The organism is Komagataeibacter europaeus LMG 18890 (assembly GCF_000285295.1).
GTDB lineage: Bacteria > Pseudomonadota > Alphaproteobacteria > Acetobacterales > Acetobacteraceae > Komagataeibacter > Komagataeibacter europaeus.
On sequence record NZ_CADP01000185.1, the window covers coordinates 1 to 3,456 of the forward strand.

The window sequence follows — 3,456 nt, forward strand, 5'->3', positions numbered from 1 at the left end:
GAAAATTTCCGCCCTACCCGGGTCAGTTCTCAGTGAAAATCAACAGTTGTTGTGTCAGAAGGATAATTCATCTTCGCAATGTTCGCTTACGCCTACACATTGGTCATGCGGAGTGCTGGACTGTGTTTCGCAAAGCGGACATCATTGCTTGAAAGTCTTATCTCCGGATCCAGCGGCAATATTCATTCAGCTTCGTTTCTTAGCTGGTCGCCTCGCCTATGATAGGCAGAGTCTTTAGATGGTTGTCGATGACCTTGACTATATGACGGGACATCGGAAGATGCGCCTTCTCGGATGACCATCGATCCATGAAGAGACCGACAGTTTCACGTGCCGTGTCGAGGACCAGCTTTCTCGGCAGCGCGGCCTTGCCGGCGAGGTGAAGAAGCTCCTCTTTCGTGAATTGATCAAACCGTCGCGTACGACTGAAATTCAAGGCCGACTGATCGCCCGGAATGTAGGGAATCGTCGATACGAAGTCATAGGCAGGAGAGAGCTTGGCGGTCCGCTGGTCGGGGTAGATGAGTGACCAATTTTTTAGATGCATATCCCCGTTGCCGATGAGGGTATTGAAAGTCAGGCGACGGATGAACTCGGCAACATCGTTATGATCGGACTCAGCCGCGATCACCGACGCGATGCTGCGGTTGCTTGCCTTTTTGTACTTATCTTCGGAATAGACCCCATAGACCTGAGCAAAGTCCTCGATATGGATGGATGTGCCATCTTCGCAACGATCAAAGCGCTCGATGATAAAAGCCTTGTCTCCAAGCTGGTCGATGCCGTCCGGCAAGTTTTTGATACCGCTAATATCTACCAAGCCGATAGGTGGGACATTGATGCCAACCATGCGAGCAAGCGTCATCATCGAGAATTCGTTTTCAGGGACGCCATGATACTCTCTTGAGGGAAGCTTGACGATCCAACCGCCCCCGATCCCACTTGCTGGAATGGTCAGGCCACCGGCAGCGTCGATGACGGCTGAAAATTTCAACTGAACCCCAGCAAGCGAAAACCGGAGCGCGTTTTCATGGGTGTTTGAGCCCTTAACCTCGACTTGATCATCGAGATCATCAAACAAAGGCCGTGCTTCATCTTCAGCGACCTCGACCGTCACAGCCCCGGGCAGGTCGCGGCCGAGGGCTTGGATCAGGAAGAACTCACGCATCTCATTGACGCCCGCCTTTTCTGCCAGATAGCTGCGGAGACGACCTTCAGGAAGCAGGTTCGAGAAGAACGGCATGAGCTTCACCTTGATCGGCCTGAAGTCGTTCCGCAACTCCCCATACTGGTCTTTGAAGGACAAACCGAGCGTTTCTCTGTCCGCGTTACCAATATAGGCGTCATTGAACGTAAATATAGATCGTTCATCGCCAAGATGCGTGAGTGTCCCGATCGGTTTGCCATGGAGTTTGACGGTCAGGAAGGAAACATCAGGCATCATCGTCCTCCTCATCAAGAGAGTAGGCCGGACGTGATAGGGTATCTCCGCTATCGGGTAGCGGATCATGTGAAGCCTTGTTGCGGATCGTTCGCATTATTTTGAGGCTTTCATTGAGTGAGACCATCTCTTTTCCTGGACGACCGATCTGCTCAATTATGTGACGCAGTTTTTTCATTTCCTCGAGGTCGAGCATCGATACTCGGAACCGGTGCAAGTCGGAGATAGACTTCTGAAGTCGCTGAAGTCCTTCGAGGTCTGGCATGCTCATTTGGATGCCGCGCATTGTCTCACTGATTCGCTGCATCTCCTTTTGGATTGCAACGACGTCTTTGCGGTTGGAGCTGATCGCATCGCGGCTTAGGGAACGCACGACGGCCACAGCCTTGCGTGGAACAAGAGCAAGCTCCAGATCAAGGGCATGAGCGAGCGCGGCCAAGCTTGAGAGGCGTAGGTCGACAGTTCCTGCTTCGATCCGGGAAATCTGCGCTTGAGGCACCCCAGCCAACTCGCTCAACTCGCGTTGGCTTAACCCCTTGGTTTTGCGCGCCGCTTGCAATCGCTCTGCTATGCCTGTTATGTCGTAGCTCATATCAATGTTCTTTTCTGCATCAATTCACATATATGATGCAGTTTTATATATCAAAGTTCTGGGTGCCTTTCAAGATTGATATATATATTTCGATATCAAATAATAATTTTATGTATATTTTGAGGTGGCCCCGTCCGTTCGGACAGTTTTGTGGGCTTGATAAGCTATACCCGATTGATGTCATGCCGGCATTTGGGGGCGAACTGGAAATCGTCGCTCGATTCCCCGATCATGCGGTGAAGATCCGCAATTTCTCCGAATTGAACGCGAAGCGGGGGCGTTTGAGACTTACGCCAGTCCCGCCGATTACCGCTATGACATACGTAAACGCCCGAACACGGGATTTGTGATGTTCCGACCGTGAGTTTTTCGATGCCTCATACCCTGTTTTTTTGCGGAAATGGGGAGTGGCGGCATGGTAAAAGATACGAAACGCAAACTCGGCGGTATCGTCCCGGCCAACGATAACGGGCCGGTCGATCCTGCCGCGAAAGCGCGGTGCGATGAACTGATGTTTGCCCTGGCGAGCGCAATGGGCCGCCAGATCGCCCGCGAAGAGTTCGCCCGTCGGAAATTGGGGCGGGCGGCCAACGACAATTGCCCTCTTCCCGGCCATCGCCCGGACGGGCAGGACAGGCCGGAAAGGGGAGAGTGAATGACCCGCGTAGCTCTTTATGCCCACCATTCGTCCGACAACCAGAGTGCGGCCTCCATCGAGGACCAGTTGCGCCTGTGCGATGAAATGGCCGTCCGTGAAGGCTGGCCCGTCGTGCAGACCTATCGGTGTTGATTTTCACTGAGAACTGATGGCGTGGACGGCTCCCTGTGGTCCTGAGAGGATGCTGAGGAGTTGAATGTCAGTGAAGGAAACCATCATGCGTTCCGTAATGCTGATCACATCAAACCGGCTGATCGTGAACATCATGAAGCAGGTCGACGAACTCCTTGATTACGCCAATGACGTTTCACAACCTGACAGACATTCAGCTGCCCCTATCGCTGTCTTTAATTATTCACCGATCAGCGACCAGAAACCCAGCTTGCGCTTATGCTGCGCTTTCAAGCGGGTCATAAAGGCTTCATGGGTTTCCATGCCGTTTGTCGCTGTCAGCATTTGTGCAAGCAGCCGACAGGAGGCGAGATCCTTCGCCGCATAGGAATAATAGCGGGAAAGCGCCTTATTCAGCACGGCCTCGACCAGCAGGCGGTAAAGAAGGGTCGCCTCATTGGGATACGATTCAGACAGACGATCCGCAGCCGGACGTAGTGTTCCGTAATCACGCCCGTCCAGTTCTGCCGTATGCTCCCGCACGAGACGGGCAGCAGCGTCGAGCGCTGGCCATTTAAGAAGAGTGGAAAGGGCTACGCCCCTGACCGGGAAATTACGGATGTGATTGAGTGCCTGTTCTTCAGCATCAATCGC

At 53.0% G+C, this 3,456-nt stretch carries 4 protein-coding genes and 2 pseudogenes; 3 read left to right on the forward strand and 3 right to left on the reverse strand.

All coding sequences use genetic code 11. From position 1 onward, the window contains the following. Positions 1-199: 199 nt before the first annotated feature. On the reverse strand, positions 200-1,444 hold the full coding sequence (locus tag GEU01_RS20140) for a type II toxin-antitoxin system HipA family toxin (RefSeq protein WP_019087482.1): 1,245 nt from the start codon (positions 1,442-1,444) through the stop codon (positions 200-202). Next, complete coding sequence (locus GEU01_RS20145) at positions 1,434-2,033, reverse strand: helix-turn-helix domain-containing protein (protein WP_019087483.1); 600 nt, start codon at positions 2,031-2,033, stop codon at positions 1,434-1,436. Before GEU01_RS20145 ends, GEU01_RS20140 begins: the two co-directional genes overlap by 11 nt. A gap of 415 nt (positions 2,034-2,448) precedes the next feature. Between GEU01_RS20145 and GEU01_RS20155 the strand changes: the two genes are divergently transcribed. The 3 genes and pseudogenes from GEU01_RS20155 to GEU01_RS27800 all read left to right on the forward strand — a co-directional run. Continuing rightward, positions 2,449-2,688, forward strand: a complete 240-nt coding sequence (locus GEU01_RS20155; protein WP_019087485.1) for a hypothetical protein — start codon at positions 2,449-2,451, stop codon at positions 2,686-2,688. Beyond that, positions 2,689-2,817: pseudogene (locus GEU01_RS20160) on the forward strand (resolvase); the annotation flags it as partial. Between the two features lie 87 nt (positions 2,818-2,904). Then, a pseudogene (locus tag GEU01_RS27800) lies at positions 2,905-3,010 on the forward strand (IS481 family transposase); the annotation flags it as partial. A 32-nt stretch (positions 3,011-3,042) separates the two neighbouring features. Here GEU01_RS27800 and GEU01_RS20170 read toward each other — a convergent pair. Continuing rightward, positions 3,043-3,456 (reverse strand): DUF6880 family protein (locus GEU01_RS20170; RefSeq protein WP_373321431.1); only part of this gene is annotated, 414 nt, incomplete at its 5' end.

Excerpts from the sequence above, each read along its gene's own strand:
- GEU01_RS20155 (WP_019087485.1), top strand. The coding sequence starts at position 2,449 with ATGGTAAAAGATACGAAACGCAAACTCGGCGGTATCGTCCCGGCCAAC.
- GEU01_RS20140 (WP_019087482.1), bottom strand. The coding sequence starts at position 1,444 with ATGATGCCTGATGTTTCCTTCCTGACCGTCAAACTCCATGGCAAACCG.
- GEU01_RS20145 (WP_019087483.1), bottom strand. The coding sequence starts at position 2,033 with ATGAGCTACGACATAACAGGCATAGCAGAGCGATTGCAAGCGGCGCGC.